This is a genomic window from Mangrovibacter plantisponsor (assembly GCF_003182475.1).
In the GTDB taxonomy this organism is placed as follows: domain Bacteria; phylum Pseudomonadota; class Gammaproteobacteria; order Enterobacterales; family Enterobacteriaceae; genus Mangrovibacter; species Mangrovibacter plantisponsor.
Genome location: NZ_QGTS01000007.1, coordinates 335,812 through 356,458, shown reverse-complemented (window position 1 = coordinate 356,458; position 20,647 = coordinate 335,812). Strand labels below are relative to the sequence as shown.

Below are 20,647 nucleotides of genomic sequence, written 5' to 3'. Positions count from 1 at the left end.
GCAGCCTGGATATCGGGGCGAATGCGTTCCACTGGCGTGAAGACGGCGCACAGGACAAAGGCTTCCTGTTAAACCTGACGCACCATTTCTGATAACTTCTGAAAACCACAGGTAAACCACGGGAAGTGCCGGCATAACCGCACTTCCCGTTTTTTAACCCGCCACGACAAAAAATGTACCAATAAAAAAGCACTGCCGCAGGGCAGTGCTTGAGTCTGCTGACAAACCTCATGTTCGCACAGAACGAGAGGATGTCGCCCAATAACAAACCAGGAAAATCAATTTATTGATTTTCGGCTGCTAACTAAAAAGAAGGAAAAACCACGCTTTTTCCTTCTTTTTCATCAATCTTAAGCACTGCTGCAGGGCAGTGCTTTGGCTGTTGTATGCTAAGGCGAACGGGCAGATTTGCTACTCACCTGAGCCCGTGCTCTGACAGGCTTTTCTGTTTGCTTACTGGTTGGTTGCCTCCCCACCCAGAGCTTCGGTCAGTTGAGCAATCAGGGCAGAGAGTTCGCCAGTCATCAGCGTGAAATCAGCATCGAAGCGCTGTGCGACATCTTCGCGGTCGATATCGTCATTTTGCTCGCGCAGTTCATCGGCAAATTTTAAACGTTTCAGTGAGCCGTCGTCCGCAATAACAAATTGCACACGTTGTTGCCAGTCCAGAGCCAGTTTGGTGACCACTTTACCGGCATCAATGTGCACGGTGATTTCATCGGTCATCAAATCCTGTTTTTTGCAGCGCACTACACCACCACCTTCCAGAATGGCTTTGAGCTCGGCTTCATCCTGTAACTGGAACCCCTGAGGCACATCACCGCTTTTCAACCATTCGGTGAGGCTCAGTTCAATAGGGGTCGCCATGCTGAGCGGCACAACAGGTAATGAACCGAGGCTTTTGCGCAGTAATGCCAGCGTGTCTTCTGCTTTTTTGGCACTGGCGCTGTCTACCATGATCAGGCCGTTGACACTGTCAATCCACATCATAGTCTGGCTGAAACGGCTGAATGCCCTGGGCAATAAGTCTTGCAGTACTTCATCTTTGAGTGAGTCTTTTTCTGTTTTGCGTAGCTTGCGCCCCTGGTCGGCTTCGAGTTTATTAATTTTTGCTTCCAGTGACTGCTTGATAACAGGTGAAGGGATAATCTTTTCTTCTTTGCGGGCACAAATCATAATTTGCCCGGCTACAGCGTGAGTTAATGCATCGCCACCTTTGGCTCCCATCGGTGCAACCCAGCCTGTTTTTGCCATATCCTGGCTACCGCATGGGCGAAATGCCATATCAGCCAGTTTTTGTTCCATTTCTTCCGCACGCAGTGATACGTCACGGTTTAAGCGGTAGACCATTAAATTTTTGAACCACAGCATGTTTGTTCCCCGGCTGTTAGTAAAAAGGCAGCGGGCATGATACCCAATTGGCGCGAGCCTTTCATTGCCTTTTCCTGATACGCAACATAGGCTCTGTTCATTGGGCCAGAAAATAAGGAGTGACAGGTGAGAATTGGCATTGATCTGGGTGGGACAAAAACGGAAGTAATAGCCTTGAGTGACGCGGGTGAGCAACTGTTTCGCCACCGGGTGGCAACCCCACACGGTGATTACCAGGAAACATTGAATGTCATTGTTGAGTTAGTTAACCAGGCTCAGGCCCATACCGGGCAACAGGGTACTGTCGGCATTGGTATTCCGGGAACCTTGTCACCACAAACGCACCTGGTCAAAAACGCCAATTCTGTTTGGCTTAATGGGCAGCCTCTGGACCAGGATCTCACCGCAAAATTAGGGCAACCGGTTCGCCTGGCAAATGATGCCAACTGCCTTGCGGTGTCTGAAGCTGTTGATGGCGCGGCAGCGGGTGCCGGGGTGGTATTCGCAGTGATTATTGGCACCGGGTGCGGCGCCGGGATCGCCATTGGTGGGCGCTGCCATGCGGGAGGCAACGGGACTGCCGGTGAGTGGGGGCATAATCCACTGCCCTGGATGGATGACGATGAGCTACGCCACCGGGATGATGTCGCCTGCTATTGCGGCCAGCGTGGCTGCATTGAGACATTTATCTCCGGGACAGGCTTCGCGACCGATTACCAGCGGCTGAGTGGCCACTCACTTCGCGGCAGTGAGATTGTTGCCAGAGCAGCAGCTGGTGATGCCCTGGCAGAGCAGGCTTTATGCCGTTATGAGCAGAGGCTGGCTAAATCACTGGCTCATGTAGTGAATTTGCTTGATCCCGATGTGATTGTGCTCGGCGGTGGCATGAGCAATGTTGACCGTTGGTACCAAACCGTGCCGGGGTTAATGAATAACTGGGTATTTGGGGGCGAATGCACCACCCCGGTTCTCAAGGCCAAACATGGTGATTCCAGTGGTGTCCGTGGTGCTGCCTGGTTATGGCCGCAAGAGAAATAAGCGCAAACCCGGGTAAGCCAGCGCCAGTGTGAAAGTGAGCCATTACTGACATAACTTTTGGCGTGGCTTTTGATATAGCTTTTAACATAGCTCATAGCTCATAGCTCATAGCTTTTAACATAGCTTTTAGCGTCGTTTCTGGCATAACCAGGGGTAGTGCCAAAAGGGTATCTCAGGTGTGAGTACGGCTGCATATTGCCGGTACTCACGCCCCACACAAAAGTGAGCCATTACTTACTTTTGTGCACTAGCTGTCCACTGCGAAATGTTTATCCAGCCTGCTGTACCCCAGCCCGTTCACTTTCCGGACTTTGATTTGCACCGGAATACGTTCTTTCATGGCAGCTACATGGCTGATAACACCAATGATTTTGCCGCTGGCATTGAGGGTATCCAGTGCATCAAGGGCGGTATCCAGCGTTTCTGCATCCAGGGTACCAAAGCCTTCATCAAGGAATAACGAATCAATACGGGTTTTATGGCTCACCAGGTCAGACAATGCCAGCGCCAGTGCCAGGCTGACAAGGAAGCTTTCCCCACCTGATAATGTCCGGGTATCGCGCACTGCATCGGCCTGCCAGGTATCCACTACCTCGAGCTCCAGCGCTTCGTTATTTTTACGTTGTAACAGATAACGGCCATGTAACCGGTGCAGTTGCTGGTTAGCCAGCCATACCAGGTTATCCAGTGTCAGCCCCTGAGCAAATTTGCGGAACTTATCACCTTCTTTGGAGCCGATCATTTCATTCAATGCACCCCAGTCGGTAGCTAATTGCTGCTGTTGTTCAAGGGAGATAAGCAGGCTTTGTTGCTGTTCCCTTTGGCGGGTATCGTGCTCCAGTTGCTGGCGCAGTGCCCCCTGGCCGGAGGTATTCTCACGCCACTGGGTGTTAACCAGCACCAGTTGTGCTTCCAGTTCGCTCTGGGTGTCCTGTTCGCTAAGGTGCTCCGGGCGTGCCGCGTTATGCGCGGCAAGCTGTTGATGAGCCTGTTCTGCCAGTGCTGTTTGCTGTTGTACCTGTTGGGCCAGAGCGGCCAGCCGGTCGGCCAGTTGCTGGCGAGTAGTGTCATCGAGCAATGCTGCTGTCATTGCGTCTGTTGATGCAAACTGGCTGGCCTGCAGGGCGTTATCCAACTGGCGTTGGTATTGTGCCAGTTGCTCTTTTTCCTGCTGCAGTTGTTGGGTAAGTGCTTCAGACTGGCTGTGTAACGCCACCCATTCGCTGTTATGCCGTGACCACCCCTGGACCAGTTGTCGCTGGGTTTCTTCGTTTGGTAGTGGTGTATCACTGCCATCGTCTTCCAGTGTCTGGAGGATCTGCCTGATAGCTTCGTCGTCGGTATTCAATTGTGCCAGCAGGGCTTGTTGCCGCAGGAATTGTTCACGCGTTTTTTCACGCGCAGCCAGCCAGGCTTCAACTTCACCTGGCTGTGGCCAGGACAGTTGCCATGTTGCCAGTGTGGTTTGCAGGGCGAGGCGTTGTTGTTCGCATGATTGTGATAATTCGGTGACTTGTGCCCGGGTCTGCTCTACCAGTGCCTGTTGCCCCAGCCACACCTGGTGAGCCTGGAGTTGAGTCTGATAAGCCTCGCTTTCACTTAACCATTGGGTGATATCGCCCCCCGGAGCTACCGAAAGATTCAGTGCCAGGCACAATTCAGCCCATTGCTGCTGATGGCGTTCCAGTGACTGTTCAACACTGGCCTGCTGGTGGGTTAACTGTTCTGTTTGTGCGGCCAGTGCATCATGCTGGCCTTTTAACGTTGCGCCTTCTTCTGCCAAAAGGCGCTTACGCTCTTCCAGTTCAGCTTTGCGCCGCTGGTTTTCGCCCGGTTGCAATGCCTGGTAATGGGCAACTGCCGGATGCTCTGTTGCTCCACATAATGGGCAGGGTTGCCCAGCCTGCAGGCGTTCCCGCTCGGCATTCAGGTTAACAATGGTGCTTTCCAGCTCACAGATCCTGACTACATCCTGGTACTGCTGGTTAACTTCAGCCCAGGCTTTGCGCCGTTCAGCAAGCTGTTCCCCAGCCTGTTGATAACGTTGCTGTTGCTCATTTCGTTGCTGTTGTAACTGTTGGTGCTGCTGGCGAAGCGGGGCAAACTCAAATGCCAGCCGCCTGAGTTGTTCGCGTTTAGCCTGGTGGCGCTGGTGTTCTGCCAGGCGTGCAATGGTTTCGTCTGCGGTTAATGAGAGTGCCGGGTGCGCCTGCGCTGCCAGTTTTTCTTGCTGTGTTGCCAGGGTTTGCTGCAAGGCTGCGAGCTGTTTGTTGTCATCCCGGTAGCGGGCAAAGCGACTGCGCCAGCCAGCCAGTTCGTGCTGCCATTCACCCACGGCCTGGTGTTCGCCCAGCCAGCCAGTAATAGCCTGGCGCTGTGTTTCTATATAAGTGGATTTATTCCGGGCGGAGAGCCATACCTGCTGGCGTACCTGGCCCGCGGTACTCAGGCGTTGCGACAACACAGCCAGTTGCTGCTCCAGGTGGTGAACCCGTGCCTCCTGGCCTGTACATTGTTGCCATACCGGGCGTAACTTTTCGGCGGGCAGAGCGAGTGCCAGGCGTGCGCGGTCTGGTTCTGCTGCCTCAGATTCACGTTTTGCCTGAGACAGTTTTTGCTCAAGCTGGCTGATTTGCTGCTGTTGCTGCGTTAATTGCTGCAACCACTGAACTGCAGACTGCACCTGGCGTTGTTGCGTAAGTAACTGCTGCTCCTGCTGTACCAGAGTGGCAACCTGGTTTTCCAGCGCTGCCCGCTCAACGTCTGTGAGGCATTGCACGCCGCTGGCTTTAGCCTGTAACTGTTCCAGTTGCTGTTTGTGTTGTTTCCATGTGTCGAAAATCAGTGCGGAGATTTGCCCATAAATTTCTGTGCCGGTGAGTTCTTCCAGCAATTCTGCCCGTGCTTTTGCATCGGCATTAAGAAAAGCGGCAAATTGCCCCTGGGAGAGCAACATTGAGCGAGTGAACCGGTCATAGTCCAGCCCGGTCAGGCGGGCAATGGTTTCCAGCTTGTCTTTCACTTTGTCGGCAACAATTTTGCCATCTGCGCAACGGGCCAGTTCAACTCTTGGTGCCTGGAGTTTGCCATCGGGCTGGTTGCGTGCCCGGTTCTGGCTCCAGAAGGCACGCCAGGCAACGCCTTTAACTTCGAATTCCACCTCAGCAAGGCATTCTGCGGTATCTCTCGTCATCAAATCGTTGCTGGACTGGGAAATGGTGCTGAGGCGTGGTGTCTGGTGATATAGCGCCAGGCAAATGGCATCCAGCAATGTGGTTTTGCCTGCGCCGGTTGGCCCGGTAATAGCAAACAAACCGTTGCTGTTGAACGGCGACTGAGTAAAGTCGATTTTCCATTCACCTTTGAGTGAATTGAGGTTCTTTAACCGCAGTGTCAGAATTCTCATGACTCGGGTTCCTCTTCCAGGCGGTGCAGGGTTTCTGCAAACAACCCACGCAGGCGTGACGCCTGGCTTTCATCCAGATTTTCTTGTGCCAGACGGCGCTCAAAAACTTCGCTGGTACTGAGTTCGCTCAGGGTTTCTTTTTGTTGGTTAGCGATGATTTTTTCCCGTTGCTCGCGGCTGCGGCGCAATAACACAATTTCTACTGGTAAATCAGCGGTTAGTGCCTGTAGCTGCTTTTGCATGTCGTGGAGATACTGGTCTGTAGTGAGTTCAATATCAAGCCAGGTAACAGGCGTTGAAGGGGCATCCCGCCAGGCTTCCAGTTGCTGTTTAATGCTTTCCAGTGAGCCTTTGAGCATTAACAATGGTTGGGTTACTGGCACCGGGAGTGGCGTTACGGCGCTCAGTTCACCTTCAGAGAAATCCACCATCAGAACCATTTTTGTGCTGTTGGTTTCGTCAAAACTCAGTGCAATGGGCGATCCACAGTAGCGGATATGCTCACTACTGGTGACCTTTTGCGGGCGGTGAATATGCCCCAGCGCAATATAATCAGCCGGTGGAAATGCACTGGCAGGGAAGGCATCAAGGGTGCCGATATAGATTTCGCGCACAGCATCGCTTTTGCTGGCTCCAACGGTTGTCAGGTGGCCGGTGGCAATAATGGGTAATTTGCGGTTACCGCGCAATTCACAGGCTGCTTCGTAGCCTTGCTGGTAATAGTGGTGAATGGCCCCGACCAGCGCTTGCTGCTTTTGTTGGCCACTTTGCCCGGACTGGCTTACCTGGATATCGCGTGGGCGTAAAAAAGGAACCGGGCAGAGTACCGCACCGGGTTCTCCGTTGCGAAGCGGTAATAAAATGGGGGCTTCGGTATCTGATGCACTGGCGATAACCCAGGTATTGAGGTAACCCAACAGTTCACGCGATTCGTTCAGTGTGGCGACGGAATCATGGTTACCGCCCAGCACCACGAGTGTGCAGCCGGTTGCCTGGAGTTGAACGACAAAGCGGTAATACAATTCACGCGCGTAACTGGGCGGTGAGCCTGTATCGAAGATATCGCCCGCTACAATGACTGCGTCAACCTGGTGCTGTTCAACCATTTCGGTTAGCCAGTTTAGAAAGGCTGCATGTTCCGGAGCACGGCTTTTGGTATAGAAATTTTGCCCCAGATGCCAGTCAGAAGTGTGAAGAATGCGCATAACCTGTCCTGGTTAGAAAGCGAAGTGGTGATTATATACATGTGGTGGATTAAGTTGCAGGTGTGTTGTTGCAAGCTGCGTAGCGGATTCCAGCGATAATGCGCGTTACTACTTGCTTTGCAGCAGAAGGAAACGCTTTGTCATAAAATAATATGACAGGTCATGTAATGGTCATTTTTTTCATAAAACTGTCATAAAACTGACGCATAATGACGCCGCGTTAAATTATTGTATATATTTACAGGGCTGATTATGGCGAGACGAATTCTGGTTGTGGAAGATGAAGCACCCATTCGTGAAATGGTGTGTTTTGTGCTCGAACAAAATGGTTTTCAGGCTGTTGAGGCGGAAGATTATGACAGTGCGGTAAACCAGCTCAACGAACCCTGGCCGGATTTAATTTTACTCGACTGGATGTTGCCGGGCGGCTCCGGGATTCAGTTTATCAAGCACCTGAAACGTGAGGCGATGACACGGGATATACCGGTAGTCATGCTGACGGCCCGCGGTGAAGAAGAGGACCGGGTCAGAGGGTTGGAAATTGGGGCAGATGATTACATCACCAAGCCGTTTTCACCCAAAGAACTGGTTGCGCGTATTAAAGCGGTGATGCGCCGTATCTCTCCGATGGCAGTAGAAGAAGTGATTGAGATTCAGGGGCTCAGCCTGGATCCGTCTTCTCACCGTGTAATGACTGGTGAGAACCCACTGGATATGGGGCCGACAGAATTTAAGTTGCTGCATTTTTTCATGACACACCCGGAACGGGTTTACAGCCGTGAACAACTCCTTAATCATGTATGGGGAACGAATGTTTACGTTGAGGACAGAACGGTAGATGTTCACATTCGCCGTTTGCGTAAGGCACTGGAACTCAGTGGGCATGATCGTATGGTTCAAACCGTTCGCGGTACGGGTTATCGCTTCTCAGCCCGTTTTTAATTATCTGGATGGAGTATGACCCGTGCTTGAACGGTTGTCATGGCGAAGGCTGGTACTTGAACTGGCGTTGTGTTGCATACCTGCTTTATTGCTGGGGGTGTTCTTTGGTTATCTCCCATGGTTTTTACTGGCGAGTGTGACAGGCCTGCTTGTCTGGCATTTTTGGAATCTGTTACGCCTTTCCTGGTGGCTGTGGGTTGACCGCAGTATGACGCCACCAACAGGTTCCGGGAGCTGGGAACCCTTGATGTATGGTATTCACCAGATGCAGATGCGCAATAAAAAGCGGCGCAAAGAACTGGGTAACCTGATCAAGCGGTTTCGCAGTGGCGCGGAATCTTTGCCGGACGCACTGGTAATGATGACAGAGGTCGGTGCCATATTTTGGTGTAATGGCCTTGCTATTCAGTTGCTTAATTTACGGTGGCCAGATGACAACGGGCAAAATATTGTCAATTTGCTGCGCTACCCGGAATTTAACCAGTACATCAAAAAACGCGATTTTGCGCGCCCTTTCAACCAGGTGCTGAATAATGGCCGCCATCTTGAATTTCGTATCATGCCTTACACCGACGGCCAGTGGTTGATGGTGGTGCGTGATGTGACCCAGATGCACCAGCTTGAAGGCGCCCGGCGTAACTTTTTTGCGAATGTCAGCCACGAATTGCGTACCCCACTGACCGTGTTGCAGGGCTACCTGGAAATGATGCAGGACCAGCCGCTGGAAGGCGTGGTGCGGGAAAAAGCGTTGGTCACTATGCGGGAGCAAACCTCTCGTATGGAAGGTTTGGTTCGCCAGTTGCTGACGTTATCTCGTATTGAAGCGGCACCGGCGCTGAGCCTTACAGATAAAATTGACGTTCCGCTGATGCTGCGCCTGGTGGATCGTGAAGCGCAAACCCTGAGCCAGGGGCGCCACCAGATAAGCTTTACGGTTGACCCGGCGTTACAGGTTTACGGTAGTGAAGAACAGCTCCGTAGCGCTATGTCTAACCTGGTCTATAACGCAGTGAACCACACCCCGGAAGGGACACATATTCAGGTTAAATGGGAAAAAGTGGCTCATGGCGCGCGTTTCTCTGTGCAGGATAATGGGCCGGGGATCTCTCCTGAGCACCTGCCACGCCTGACAGAGCGTTTTTACCGGGTAGATAAAGCTCGCTCTCGCCAGACCGGCGGCAGTGGTCTTGGCCTGGCAATAGTCAAACATGCGCTTACCCATCATGATGCCCGCCTGAGTATTGAAAGTGCGCCAGGCAAAGGAAGCTGCTTTTCTTTTGAATTACCAGAGCGTTTGCTGGTAAGTAACAAGGTGCTGGCAGCTCAGGCCTGATTCAACTGTAAACATAACTTTCCTGCAGGCCATATTTATGGCCTGTTTTCTTTTGTCTCGCAGAATGAATGAAACAAATGCATCGTGATGGCGACTTTTTGTTCGAACTATAAGCGGTTCTTATGACGATAAAATAGCGATAATGTCTGCTTATTAGTTTGATCACGGAATAAGTCGCTTGTTTTCGGATCGCTTCTTGCCTTTAAACGCTATAAGCGTTTTAATTGCGCCCCTGTTTGTGCATGAATGCACCAGGATTGCGTTATTAACCGGAAAACTATTCTTAATTATGGTTAATCATGAGCATATCCCGCTGCACATGCTATGTTGTTGGCCATTCACATTTTCTGTCTGTGGCCGCTATTCAGCATAGTCATACCCGTTACCGGTTTTCGGGGCGTTCAGCGTAGTGTGTTTCCGGCCATTCAGGTTTTCGTTTTTGCAAACAACATAACCACATCCACAGGCTACAAGTACAATATGACCCGTCAATTAACATCCCGTGACATCATCGCATTAGGTTTTATGACCTTTGCGTTGTTTGTTGGCGCAGGGAACATTATTTTCCCGCCCATGGTCGGTTTGCAGGCAGGCCCACATGTTTGGGTTGCGGCAATTGGTTTCCTTATTACTGCAGTGGGTTTGCCAGTTCTCACTGTTATCTCGCTGGCAAAAGTCGGCGGCGGTATTGATAACCTTAGTTCACCTATTGGCCGCCATGCAGGCCTGGTGCTGGCTACTATCTGTTATCTGGCTGTTGGGCCATTTTTTGCAACCCCCCGCACAGCAACCGTGTCATTTGAAGTAGGGATCGCTCCGCTGGCAGGCGATGGTTCCACCCCTTTACTGATTTACAGCCTGATTTATTTTGCGCTGGTGATTGGGATTTCCCTCTACCCCGGGAAGTTGCTGGATACCGTAGGCCACTTTCTGGCTCCCGTAAAAATCGTCGCATTAATCATTCTGGGCGGTGCTGCAATTTTCTGGCCCGCAGGCGGCTTGAGTGACGCAACCGAGGCATACCAGAATGCTGCGTTTTCTAATGGGTTCGTTAATGGCTATCTGACCATGGATACCCTTGGCGCACTGGTGTTCGGTATTGTTATTGTTAATGCTGCACGCTCTCGCGGTGTAACCGAGTCACGCCTGTTAACCCGTTACACGATTTGGGCTGGTCTGATTGCTGGTGTCGGCCTGACACTGTTGTATCTGTGCCTGTTCCGCCTTGGCTCTGACAGCAGTTCTTTGGTGGCTCAGTCTGCAAACGGTGCGGCTATTCTCCATGCTTATGTTCAGCATACGTTTGGTGTTTATGGCAGCCTGTTGCTGGCAATACTCATTTTTGTTGCCTGTATGGTAACGGCAGTAGGGCTGACTTGTGCCTGTGCTGAATTCTTTGCCCAGTATTTGCCGGTTTCATACCGCACTCTGGTGTTTATCCTTGGTCTGTTCTCCATGGTAGTTTCCAACCTGGGGCTGACCCACCTGATTAAAATTTCGGTGCCAGTGCTTACGGCTATCTACCCGCCTTGTATTGTGCTGGTTGTATTGAGTTTCACCCGCTCATGGTGGAGTAACCCAACGCGTATTATTGCTCCAGGCATGTTAATCAGCCTGTTATTTGGGTTAATTGATGGCGTGAAAGCCTCACCTTTCAGCGGTATTCTGCCCGCATGGTCAACCCATTTGCCGTTGGCAGAAGAAGGGCTGGCCTGGTTGATGCCAACGCTTGTGATGCTGCTTATCTCTGTTGTCTGGGATAAAGTCGCTGGTGGTGAAGTGGCATCCACAGCTCACTAAACAGAATTATTTGTTTAACCACGGGGTTCTGCTCCGTGGTTTTTTATTTTGTCAGATGGTAAGAGAAACATGGAAAACGCGAACAAACTCAAACGTGGTCTGAGTACGCGTCACATCCGCTTTATGGCGCTGGGCTCGGCAATAGGTACCGGCCTGTTTTACGGCTCCGCGGATGCGATAAAAATGGCAGGCCCCAGTGTATTGCTGGCATACATTATTGGCGGTATTGCCGCTTACATCATAATGCGTGCTCTGGGCGAGATGTCGGTACACAACCCTTCTGCAAGTTCGTTTTCGCGTTATGCCCAGGAAAACCTCGGCCCGTTAGCAGGGTATATCACTGGCTGGACCTACTGTTTTGAAATACTGATTGTCGCTATTGCGGATGTAACCGCATTCGGTATTTATATGGGCGTCTGGTTCCCGACTGTACCGCACTGGATCTGGGTGTTGAGTGTGGTGCTGATTATTTGTGCCATCAACCTGATGAGTGTCAAAGTTTTCGGGGAACTGGAGTTCTGGTTCTCATTCTTTAAAGTCGCCACGATTATCATCATGATTGTGGCCGGGGTGGGGATTATTCTGTGGGGTATCGGCAATGGTGGAGAACCAACCGGGGTCCATAACCTGTGGAGTAATGGTGGGTTCTTCAGTAATGGCTGGCTGGGGATGATTATGTCGTTGCAAATGGTGATGTTTGCCTATGGCGGGATTGAAATCATCGGCATTACGGCAGGTGAAGCCAAAGACCCGGAAACATCTATCCCGCGTGCTATTAACTCGGTCCCGATGCGTATCCTGGTGTTCTATGTAGGTACGCTGTTTGTCATTATGTCCATCTACCCGTGGAATTTAGTGGGTACAGACGGCAGCCCGTTTGTTCTGACATTCCAGCATATGGGGATTACCTTTGCGGCCAGCATCCTGAACTTTGTGGTGCTGACAGCGTCACTATCTGCCATCAACAGCGATGTTTTTGGCGTGGGGCGCATGCTGCATGGGATGGCGGAGCAGGGTAGCGCGCCTAAAATCTTCGCGAAAACGTCGCGCAAAGGCATTCCCTGGGTAACGGTTGTGGTGATGACCGGGGCACTGCTGGTTGCGGTGTACCTCAACTACATCATGCCGGAAAATGTGTTCCTGGTGATTGCTTCCCTTGCCACGTTCGCCACTGTGTGGGTGTGGATTATGATTCTGCTGTCTCAAATAGCTTTCCGCCGCCGCTTGCCCGCCAGTGAAGTTGCTGCGCTGAAGTTTAAAGTACCGGGTGGCGTAATCACTACAGTGGTCGGGCTGGTATTTCTGGTCTTCATTATTGGGTTGATTGGCTACCACCCGGAAACCCGCATTTCGCTTTATGTCGGTATCGTCTGGATTGTGCTGTTGCTGGCAGGCTGGGTGATTAAATGCCGTGCAGATAACCGCAAAGCTGTGCTTGTATCAGATAACGACTAGCTTTTTTTGCTCCGGGGAGGCGTCTGGTTTCTCCCCGGGGTAAGTCTGTTTCCTTTTCCGTTTTCTCCTCCCCCGTTATCCTCCCCGAATAAAGTCGCCAATGGTGAGTTTCCTGTGTAACGATTATGGCAAGGTGGCGCAATTCCAGAGAGGGGAGAGCGATTATGTTAACAGCCTGGCACCTGCCAGTTACGCCGTTTGTCACGGTTCATGATAACCATTTGGTCGTGACCTTGTGGCTTGCTGGTAATGATTTACCGCAGCGTGTTGTTATCCGTTATGAAGAAGATAACGAAGAACTGATGATGCCGATGAAACGGCAGAGTGCGGCTCCAGCCCGGGGTGTGGTAGCCTGGCGCGGGCGAATCAGCCTTTCTCAGGGGCAGCCACGCCGCCGCTACAGCTTTAAATTGTTATGGGCCGACCGCCAGCAATGGTTTTCGCCACGGGGAATGGGGGCTTTCCCGCCACCGCGGCTGGAAACTTTCGCATTTGATTACCCTGATACCGGGCCCGCCTGGGTCGCAGACCAGGTGTTTTACCAAATTTTCCCCGACCGTTTTTCCCGCAGCCACCAGCGCAAACCAGAGGCTGACGGAACTTACTGGCACCACTCTGCCGGGACTGAAACCCGGCATAAAGCCTGGCACGAGCCTCTGACACACGAGGCGGGCGGGTCGACATTTTATGGTGGGGATTTGGATGGCATCACTGAAAAATTACCTTATTTGCAAAAACTTGGGGTAACCGCTCTGTACCTTAACCCGGTGTTCACTGCCCCCAGCGTGCATAAATACGATACCCAAAATTACCGCGAGGTGGATACGGCATTCGGCGGCAATAATGCTTTACTGCGTTTGCGGCAACAAACCAGAAATAAGGGAATGCGCCTGATTCTGGATGGTGTCTTTAACCACACCGGAGATACACACCCCTGGTTTGACCGTTACCAACAGCATTCACAGGGTGCCTGCCACAATGCGGATTCACCCTGGCGTGAGTGGTATCACTTTGATGAATCAGGGCAGGCGCTGAACTGGCTGGGTTACAGCAGCCTGCCCAAGCTTGACTACCGCAGCGCTGGTGTAGTGGATGAAATCTACCGGGGTGAGAATAGCGTGGTGCGCCACTGGCTACAGCCACCCTGGAATATGGATGGCTGGCGGCTGGATGTTGTACAAATGTTGGGTGAGGCGGGAGGGGCTAAAAATAATCAGCAACATATTGCTGGTATCACTCAGGCTTCCTGTGAGGCAAACCCGGAGGCATTTGTGTTTGGTGAACACTTTGGTGACGCTCGCCAATGGTTGCACAACGATGCTGAACACAGCGCGATGAATTACCGTGGGTTCAGCTTCCCGGTTTGGGGTTTTTTGGCTAATACGGATATCTCGTACGACCCTAATCATATTGATGCCGAAACCTGTGCGGCCTGGCTGGAAGATTACCGGACCGGGTTATCTCACCAACAGCAGTTACGTATGTTTAACCAACTCGACAGCCATGACACAGCGCGGTTTAAAACATTGCTGGGAAAAGATGTTGCCCGCCTGCCACTGGCGGTTATCTGGTTGTTTTGCTGGCCGGGCGTTCCCTGCATTTATTATGGCGATGAAGTGGGACTCGATGGCAGCAACGACCCTATGTGCCGTAAACCCTTCCCGTGGGATAAAGCACAGCAGGGCCTGGAACTGTTAAGCCTGTACCAGCGTATTGCAGTGATACGCCGAAAAAGTAAGGCTCTGCGCCATGGTGGCTGCCAGGTGGTTTTTGCGGCCGGTGACGTGCTGGTGTTTGCCCGTGTGTGGCAAAAGGAACGCGTGCTGGTGGCCCTGAACCGTGGGGAGAAAACCACTTGTACGCTGCCTTTCTCTGCCTTGCTGGCAGAGAAAAGCTGGCAATGCCTTGAAGGTAGTGGCGTTATTGATGGCATGGTACTGGCTTTGCCGGGAGTATCAGCCACTGTCTGGCAGGGAAAATAAGTCACTCTGGCTGGTTGCCCCGGGTGTGCGGGTACCCAAACAGCGTGGCGCTTTACGCAGACGTTGCCCGTTTTGTTTCACAGGCGGTGCGTAATACGCTCAAGGCACGTTGTGCTCGTCGAGAGAGCGGCCATTCTGCCCGGAAGATTAACCACAGTGAGTTAACTACTTCCGGGCCAATTTCCAGTGTCTTAATAGCGTCCTGGCGGGAAAATGCCGTGCGGGCAAAGCGGGGTAATACAGTAAAGCCCATGCCCCGGGCGACAGGTTCAAGTATCAGGCCTATTTGGTTAATAAACCCTTTTTCTGGCAGGCTGGCCACGCCCGGGTTACCGGGAAACCAGCGGCTGAGTAACCGGGTTGCCATTACAGCACCATCCGGGTGGTTAATAAAACCAAGTTTTTCAAGATCCTGCCAGGTTTGCACACTGACACCAGCCGGGACAATCAACTCGAGGTGTTCGTTAGCGAAGAACTCGGCATTCAGGCTGGGGGTGTCGGGTTTTAATGGCACAATGCCCAGTTCGAAATGGTTATTCAGTACAGCATCCACCACTTCTTTATCCGGCGCAAAGCGGTAACGCACTGTCAGTGCCGGGCACTGCAACTGTAAATCCAGTAACAACGGATACAGCGATAATCCAATACTGCCTGGGCTTATCACGCTGATTTCGCCCTGGTCATCATTCCGGGCAGCAAGGCTCGCGTTCAGGCGTTTTTCAGCACAACTGACTTCATCGTAAAAACGCAACAGCACCTGTCCTGCTGGGGTTAATTCAACATGCCGGGAGTGGCGAATAATCAATTGCCCATACTCGGCCTCCAGTTGTTTAACGTGCTGGCTGACAGCCGACTGCGTCAGTAACAGGCTGTCAGCTGCACGGGTGAAGTTTCCCTGCTGCGCCAGTGCGGCAAATGAGCGTAACCATTGTGGATTAACCATTACGAACTCTTATAGAAACCATTAGTTGTTGATGGTTCTTATTATAGTTTTGCGGGCGTAGTCTTGTGGCAGATAAATTACGGAGCATTAACATGAGTCAAACTTATCCACGCGCTTTTTCGCATATTGGGTTGTCGGTAACCGACCTGGACGCCGCCGTGAAGTTTTACACTGAAGTGATGGGCTGGTACCTGATTATGCAACCCACCACAATTACAGAAGATGACAGCGCTATTGGCGTAATGTGCAGCGATGTTTTTGGTGCTGGCTGGTCTTCTTTCCGCATTGCTCATCTCTCTACCGGTGACCGGGTTGGTGTTGAAATTTTCGAGTTTAACGCCGCAGAAAAACCGGAAAATAACTTTGAATACTGGAAAACGGGTGTATTCCATTTCTGCGTGCAGGACCCGGATGTGGAAGGGCTGGCCGCTAAAATCGTTGCCGTTGGTGGTAAACAGCGCATGCCTGTGCGTGAGTATTACCCGGGCGAGAAACCATATCGTATGGTGTATATGGAAGATCCCTTCGGCAATATTATCGAAATCTACAGCCACAGCTATGAACTAACCTATTCAGCCGGGGCTTACCAGTAAGTAACAGGGCAATTAATAATGGGTGAAATGCAACAAGGATTGCCAGCGCAGTATCAGGCATGGGTATGGCGTGAAGGCCATGATGCCAAATCCTTAACTCAGGTGAGCCGGGCTGTATCCCCTCTGGCCGATGACGAAGTACTGGTGGCGAATAAGGTGATTGGCCTCAACCCCGTTGACTGGAAAGTACTGGGGCATCTCCCCTGGGAACCCGGGCATGTGCCTGGGGTGGACGGTGCCGGTGTGGTTGTCGCCACAGGTAAACGAGTGGCGCCAGCATGGCTTGGTAAGCGTGTGGTATGGCACCAGAGCTTACTGCGCCATGGCAGCTATGCCCAGTTTACGCCGGTACAAAGCCGGGCATTAATGGCGATACCGGGCAATTTGTCCTTCGAAACTGCTGCCAGTTTTCCTTGCCCCGGGCTGACTGCCTGGCAGGCAATGAGCAAGTTGCCTTTGCAGGCCGGGCAGCATTTGCTAATTGGTGGTGCCGGGGGCGCAGTAGGGCAGTATTTGGTTCAACTGGCTGTGCGTGCCGGGTGGCGTGTTACGGCACTGGCGCATCCCCGCCACCATGTGCGCCTGGCCCGGTTAGGGGCTCAGCGCTGTTTCCCTAACCTGCGTGGTGAAGATGAGTTATTACCGGCCACGTTGTCCCGTCAGTTTCATGGCGTGATTGATGCTGTCAGTGAACAACATGCTGAAAAACTGGTGCCGGCATTACGTGCTAACGGCCATATTCTCTGCATCCAGGGGCGGTTACCCGGCTGGCCATTGCCTGCTTTCGGTATGGCGATATCTATGCACGAAGTGGCATTGGGCGCATTACATACCTGGGGCGATGACGCAGACTGGCAGGCATTGACCTCTGCCGGAGAAGCGATGCTGTCTGATTTATCTCAAGGGCGCCTGCAGGCTGAAGAAGTGGTCATTCGCCCATTTAGTGAATTACCTGATTTGCTCAGTGAACTGAAAGCCCGGGCATTTTCGGGTAAGCCGCTGGTGCGCGTGTGAAGTGATTCAGGTGACTGCTTGCGGGAATGCCGAAGCAGGCTGTGTATGATTCTGAAATTACCAGGATAAAAAATATGACTGCGTTATTTAGCGAGTTCAAACTAAAAGATGTGGTGTTGCGTAACCGTATTGCGATACCACCCATGTGCCAGTACAGCGCGCAAGATGGTTACACGACACAATGGCATGAAAGCCATTATGCAGGAATGGCGCGTGGTGGCGCGGGCCTGGTTATTGTCGAGGCTACCGCTGTTTCGCCGGAAGGCCGTATCACCCCTGGTTGTACCGGTTTATGGGAAGACGGGCAAATTGGCGGTATGGCGAATATTGCCCGTGCCATTAAAGCGGCTGGTGCTGTTCCGGGCATTCAGATTGGCCATGCAGGCCGCAAAGCCAGCGCCCGCCGCCCATGGGATGGGGATGACCATATCCCGGACGGTGAGAAAGATGCCTGGCAGACACTGGCACCTTCAGCCATTGCGTTTGGGGCTAATTTGCCGAAAGTACCGAAAGCAATGAGCATTGACGATATCCAGCGTGTTAAAGCGGATTTTGTAGCCACCGCTAAACGGGCTCTGGCTGCAGGGTTTGAATGGCTTGAGTTGCATTTTGCCCATGGCTACCTGGCTCAAAGCTTCTTCTCCCCACAGGCAAACCAGCGAACTGACCAGTATGGCGGCAGCGCTGAAAACCGTGGCCGTTTCTTGCTTGAAACGCTGGCGGCAGTACGCGAAGTATGGCCAGAAAACTTACCACTGACAGCCCGTTTCGGGGTGGTTGAGTTTGACGGCAATGATGAGCAGCACCTGGCAGAATCTATTGCACTGGTGAAGGCTTTCAAAGCGGCCGGGCTGGATATGCTGAATGTTTCAATGGGCTTTTCGACTACGCAGGGTAATGTGCCCTGGGGGCCAGCATTTATGGTACCTGTAGCGGAGAAAGTGGGCCATGAAACGGGCTTGCCGGTGGCGACCGGGTGGTGCCTTGATGACGCCAAAACCGTGGAAACAGTACTCAATGAAGGGAAAATTGACCTTGCTATGATTGGGCGTGCGCACCTGGCAAACCCACATTACCCGGTACAAATGGCAAGTGAACTGGGTATTGAAAAACCAGCTCAGTTTGTGCTGCCGGTGCAATATGGCTACTGGCTGTCACGCTATGCAGGCCCGGGTAAAGGTTCTGCGCAATAATACTCAATAACAAATGGGCACCTGAGAAACGGATATTTATACTGGGTCTCTGGTGCCTGTAATACGTAATGTAAAGCACGCGGGTTCAGCCGCGTGCTTCAGCCATCAACTATAGTAGTTATAAATCCCTGCGGCCAGAACCAACTGGCTGGCAACTTCACGGGCTTTTTCCGGCCCCTGCAATAAATCAATAATCTTCAGGGCAAAATCCATTGCGGTGCCCGGCCCCTGGCTGGTCAGCAAATTTACGCGCGGATCCCATACCACGCGCTTTTCCTGCCATTGTTCTTCAGGGATCCGGTCTTTCAGGCCCGGGAAACCCGTCATGTTTGCGATGGGGAAAATCTTATGCGGAACCAGTACAGTGCCTGCAGCAGCGCAAATAGCAGCAACAATGCGCCCGGACAGGTGAAACTGGCGTACTGTTTCCACCAGTAACGGGCTGTCGCGGAAACATTCTGCACCAGCGAGGCCCCCCGGCAGGACTATGACATCATAGGGATTGTCAGCTACTTCAACCAGCGGCGCATCAGCCAGTAGTTTTACACCCCGGGAACAGGTAATGGTTAAATCACCATCGCTGGCGACACTCGCAGTAGTCACTGCAATTCCACCGCGAACCAGCAGGTCGATTGCCGTGACTGCTTCGGTTTCTTCAGTTCCAGGAGCCAGGCATATCAGTGCCGAGGCGCTCATAATCATTCTCCTTGCGTTTGATTTGCTCGTAGAGGTGGCTATTGTGAGGCAGAGAAATGCCGTGGGCACGCCCGCGTTGCAGCAGGTAGCCAGTAATATAATCAATCTCTGTATGGCGCTGAATACGGACATCCTGCAGCATGGAAGAGATATTTTCTGCGGTATTGTCGATAACCTGGTTTACATAACTTACCAGGTTTTCCTGCGAAATATGGAACCCTTCGCGTTCCATCACCAGCGCCACTTCACTACAAATAGCATTGATATGCTCAGGGAAGGCTTTCAGACCACCATTCGGGCAGTCGTACAGTGCAGTCAGTGGGTTGATAACGCAGTTTACCGTGAGTTTCCGCCAGCAGGCCGCGCGAATCACATCATGCCAGGCGACATCAGGCAAAACAGGTTGCAGGACATCCGCCATTTCACTCCAGGCTTCCCCTTGTTTGTTACCAGGGCCAATATGTGTGGTGCCGCTGGCGACATGAATCACCTGGTTACCATCCCTGCGGGCAGCATGAGTAGTGACACCCATTAGTAACGGGTTTGCTAACTGCCTTAGCTCTTCCAGCGTACCCATGCCATTGTGAATAAGCAGAATTGGGCAGGATGGGGGTAAATGTGGTGCCAGGCTTTTGACTGCGTTGGAAACTTGCCATGCCTTGAGCGTCACCAGAAGGAGATCGCACTGAGCAAGCTGGGGGAGGGAGTTCGCCTGAACACGGTGCTGAACTTTGCTTCCATCCAGGTTAACCAGGTTGAATACAAAGGTATCTTGTGGCACTCGTAACCAACCCTGAACCTGATGCCCCTGGGATAATAAAGCCGCCAGCCAAACCTGACCTAACGCGCCACAACCCAGTACAGTAATGTTCATTTTCCCTCCTGGCAGGTTTTCTCGTCATACATCATGTTGCCCTTAATGGCCGCATGAACACCGGATCCTGACAGGTTTATCCTGTATCAAGAACAGTTCAAAGCACATGATATGATTATATACCTGAAAATGTTCATGTTGCAGTGAATAGCTGTGCCTCACCATCCCCTGTTAGTATGCTTTTGCTGGTAAAAGCGCCTGTCAGTGGCAATCAGGAGCATTGTCCGGCAGCTTAGTTACTGCTTGCGGGTTGTTTTGTGCGTTTCACTGGGTATCATGCTGGCAACAGAAGAAAGGGGAGAAGAATCATGCCGTCATTCGATATTGTTTCAGAAGTGGAAGTTCAGGAAGTACGTAATGCGGTGGAAAACGCCACCCGCGAACTGGCAACGCGCTTTGACTTTCGCAACGTAACAGCCAGTTTTGAGTTCAATGACAAAAATAACACCATTAAAGTTGAGAGCGAGTCTGATTTTCAGGTGAGCCAGTTGGTGGATATTTTGCGTGCCAAACTGCTTAAACGTGGTATTGAAGGCAGCTCACTGGAAGTACCTGAAACCATTGAGCACAGTGGTAAAACCTGGAGTGTCGAAACCAGCCTGAAGCAGGGGATTGATGCGGCGCTGGCGAAAAAAATCGTGAAATTAATTAAAGACAGTAAGCTGAAAGTCCAGGCACAAATTCAGGGTGAGCAGGTGCGGGTTACTGGCAAATCCCGTGATGATTTGCAGTCCGTTATGGCACTGGTGCGTGGCGGTAACCTTGGGCAGCCATTCCAGTTCAATAACTTCCGTGACTGATA

General features: G+C 52.0%; 16 protein-coding genes. 10 read left to right on the top strand and 6 right to left on the bottom strand.

What is annotated here, in order from left to right; all coding sequences use genetic code 11:
- Positions 1-453: 453 nt before the first annotated feature.
- Entirely contained in the window at positions 454-1,371 is a 918-nt protein-coding gene (gene rdgC, locus DES37_RS13835) for a recombination-associated protein RdgC (protein WP_110026215.1), read from the bottom strand.
- Between the two features lie 126 nt (positions 1,372-1,497).
- On the opposite strand from rdgC, the gene mak reads away from it, so the two are divergent.
- Complete coding sequence (gene mak, locus DES37_RS13830; protein ID WP_110026213.1) at positions 1,498-2,409, top strand: fructokinase; 912 nt, start codon at positions 1,498-1,500, stop codon at positions 2,407-2,409.
- Between the two features lie 247 nt (positions 2,410-2,656).
- Here the strand turns inward: mak and sbcC are convergent, their stop codons facing one another.
- Positions 2,657-5,815 carry an exonuclease subunit SbcC gene (gene sbcC / locus DES37_RS13825; protein ID WP_110026212.1) on the bottom strand — a complete coding sequence of 1,053 codons (3,159 nt, stop codon included), beginning with the start codon at positions 5,813-5,815 and terminating at the stop codon, positions 2,657-2,659.
- A complete protein-coding gene (sbcD, locus tag DES37_RS13820) occupies positions 5,812-7,020 on the bottom strand; it encodes an exonuclease subunit SbcD (protein WP_110026210.1) in 1,209 nt (402 codons plus the stop codon). Before sbcD ends, sbcC begins: the two co-directional genes overlap by 4 nt.
- A 252-nt stretch (positions 7,021-7,272) precedes the next feature.
- Between sbcD and phoB the strand changes: the two genes are divergently transcribed.
- The 5 genes from phoB (at position 7,273) to malZ (ending at position 14,532) form a co-directional block, all read left to right on the top strand.
- Positions 7,273-7,962 (top strand): phosphate response regulator transcription factor PhoB, encoded by a 690-nt coding sequence (gene phoB, locus DES37_RS13815; RefSeq protein WP_036110201.1) that lies wholly within the window; start codon positions 7,273-7,275, stop codon positions 7,960-7,962.
- A 22-nt stretch (positions 7,963-7,984) separates the two neighbouring features.
- Positions 7,985-9,295, top strand: coding sequence for a phosphate regulon sensor histidine kinase PhoR (gene phoR, locus DES37_RS13810; protein ID WP_110026208.1), 1,311 nt, complete (start codon positions 7,985-7,987; stop codon positions 9,293-9,295).
- A gap of 480 nt (positions 9,296-9,775) precedes the next feature.
- Complete coding sequence (gene brnQ / locus DES37_RS13805; RefSeq protein ID WP_110026207.1) at positions 9,776-11,095, top strand: branched-chain amino acid transporter carrier protein BrnQ; 1,320 nt, start codon at positions 9,776-9,778, stop codon at positions 11,093-11,095.
- Between the two features lie 69 nt (positions 11,096-11,164).
- The gene (proY, locus tag DES37_RS13800; protein ID WP_036110193.1) at positions 11,165-12,550 is read left to right on the top strand and encodes a proline-specific permease ProY; all 1,386 of its coding nucleotides are present in this window, start codon (positions 11,165-11,167) and stop codon (positions 12,548-12,550) included.
- Positions 12,551-12,714: 164 nt separating this feature from the next.
- Positions 12,715-14,532, top strand: coding sequence for a maltodextrin glucosidase (gene malZ / locus DES37_RS13795; protein ID WP_110026205.1), 1,818 nt, complete (start codon positions 12,715-12,717; stop codon positions 14,530-14,532).
- A gap of 52 nt (positions 14,533-14,584) precedes the next feature.
- On the opposite strand, the gene DES37_RS13790 is transcribed toward malZ, so the two are convergent.
- Positions 14,585-15,475, bottom strand: coding sequence for a LysR family transcriptional regulator (locus DES37_RS13790; protein ID WP_110026203.1), 891 nt, complete (start codon positions 15,473-15,475; stop codon positions 14,585-14,587).
- A 92-nt stretch (positions 15,476-15,567) separates the two neighbouring features.
- On the opposite strand from DES37_RS13790, the gene DES37_RS13785 reads away from it, so the two are divergent.
- The 3 genes from DES37_RS13785 (at position 15,568) to DES37_RS13775 (ending at position 18,275) form a co-directional block, all read left to right on the top strand.
- Positions 15,568-16,068: a lactoylglutathione lyase family protein gene (locus DES37_RS13785; protein WP_110026201.1), complete on the top strand. Its 501-nt coding sequence runs from the start codon at positions 15,568-15,570 to the stop codon at positions 16,066-16,068.
- An 18-nt stretch (positions 16,069-16,086) separates the two neighbouring features.
- A complete protein-coding gene (locus tag DES37_RS13780) occupies positions 16,087-17,082 on the top strand; it encodes a zinc-binding dehydrogenase (RefSeq protein ID WP_245930078.1) in 996 nt (331 codons plus the stop codon).
- Positions 17,083-17,156: 74 nt separating this feature from the next.
- On the top strand, positions 17,157-18,275 hold the full coding sequence (locus DES37_RS13775) for an NADH:flavin oxidoreductase/NADH oxidase (protein WP_110026235.1): 1,119 nt from the start codon (positions 17,157-17,159) through the stop codon (positions 18,273-18,275).
- 105 nt (positions 18,276-18,380) lie between these two features.
- Here DES37_RS13775 and yajL read toward each other — a convergent pair whose 3' ends face one another.
- Together yajL and panE are read right to left on the bottom strand one after the other, a co-directional pair.
- Positions 18,381-18,971 carry a protein deglycase YajL gene (gene yajL, locus DES37_RS13770; protein WP_110026199.1) on the bottom strand — a complete coding sequence of 197 codons (591 nt, stop codon included), beginning with the start codon at positions 18,969-18,971 and terminating at the stop codon, positions 18,381-18,383.
- Positions 18,931-19,845: a 2-dehydropantoate 2-reductase gene (panE, locus tag DES37_RS13765; protein ID WP_036110167.1), complete on the bottom strand. Its 915-nt coding sequence runs from the start codon at positions 19,843-19,845 to the stop codon at positions 18,931-18,933. The genes yajL and panE overlap by 41 nt, the downstream gene beginning before the upstream one ends.
- Positions 19,846-20,153: 308 nt before the next feature.
- Between panE and DES37_RS13760 the strand changes: the two genes are divergently transcribed.
- A complete protein-coding gene (locus tag DES37_RS13760) occupies positions 20,154-20,645 on the top strand; it encodes a YajQ family cyclic di-GMP-binding protein (protein WP_036110164.1) in 492 nt (163 codons plus the stop codon).
- Positions 20,646-20,647: the final 2 nt, after the last annotated feature.